General features: G+C 45.3%; 1 protein-coding gene. It reads left to right on the forward strand.

The window, feature by feature from the left end; translation table 11 throughout:
• Positions 1-1,334: efflux RND transporter permease subunit (locus tag A3735_RS04785; protein WP_197485671.1), on the forward strand; the 1,334-nt coding region annotated here is incomplete at its 5' end.
• Positions 1,335-1,429: the final 95 nt, after the last annotated feature.

Consider the following 1,429-nt stretch of genomic DNA (forward strand, 5'->3'; position numbering starts at 1 on the left):
GGGTAAAGCACACTTACGGTGTGGCAGGAGAAGGCTTTGCCAAGATTCAAGTGGAGTTCAAAGTAGGAGAGGATAAAACCGAATCATTCGTGAGGCTCTATGACCAGGTGGAACGATACAAAATTCAGTTACCGCCTTTAGCGGGCGAGCCACATATTCATCTGATGGATGTGGATGATATCCCCTTTATAGTTGTGACCTTGGCTTCTGACAAGTACGACCGCTATCAGCTCACACATATGGCTGAAAGAATGACCGAGCATCTACATAGTATTGAGGGCGTTGGGCTCAGTGAAATTCATGGTGGTCAGGAGAACGAAGTACGCGTTGAGATAGATCCCACGCGTTTACAAGCTTTAGGTTTGGGCTTAAATCAAATTAGAGCGCACATACAAGGCGCTAGTATTGATCACTCGCTTGGCTTTAAGGTGATCGACAAAGACAACCAGCATTTGCGAATTAGTCATAAGCTGGAAGACCTTGAAGAGCTTAAGCGATTGGTGGTGTTTCGTGATGACGATAAAGTCGTTCATCTACAAGATATAGCGCATATTACCACCGAGCCAGATACCAAAAACTTAAGCTTATCTCGCTTTAACTTTGGCCCCTCAGATAGTCGTTATAAACAGTACAAAGGGGAAGAGATGGCGGCTGTTCATATCGGTATCGCTAAACAGGCCGGTGTTAACTCAGTTCCTTTATCTGAGGCTATTCTGGAACGCGTCGCATCGATGCAAGAACAATGGATTCCTAACTCTGTTGAAGTAGTTACCACCAGAAATGATGGCCAGACTGCGGATGATTCTGTTAACTATCTTATTGAGCACCTCTTTATTGCAATCGCTGTCGTGAGTGTCGTGTTGTGGGTGTTTCTGGGGGGGCGCGCGGCGTCTATCGTATTCATTACGATACCTATCGTTTTCGCTCTGGTGATTGGAATCGACCTATTAGCCGGGCCAACTTTGAATCGTATGGCGTTGTATGCCTTGATACTCGCCTTGGGACTGTTGGTTGATGATGCCATTGTTGTCATCGAAAATATTCATCGGCATAACCAGTTACTCCCGAAAAATAGTTCTAAAGAGGCTTATTCAAAAGCCATTGTTAATGCCGCGTCTGAGATTGGTAACCCCACAACATTGGCAACAATTACGGTGGTTGCCGTATTCTTATCTCTGCTGTTTGTGACGGGAATGACGGGTGAATATTTTTATCCTATTGCGTTCAACGTACCTGCAGCGATGATCGCATCTCTATTGGTTGCGTATATTATTACGCCGCGCGCCCACCCAGAAACACCCACAACACGACACTCACGACAGCGATTGCAATAAAGAGGTGCTCAATAAGATAGTTAACAGAATCATCCGCAGTCTGGCCATCATTTCTGGTGGTAACTACTTCAACAGAGTTAGGAATCCATTGTTCT

The organism is Oleiphilus sp. HI0061, assembly GCF_001635675.1.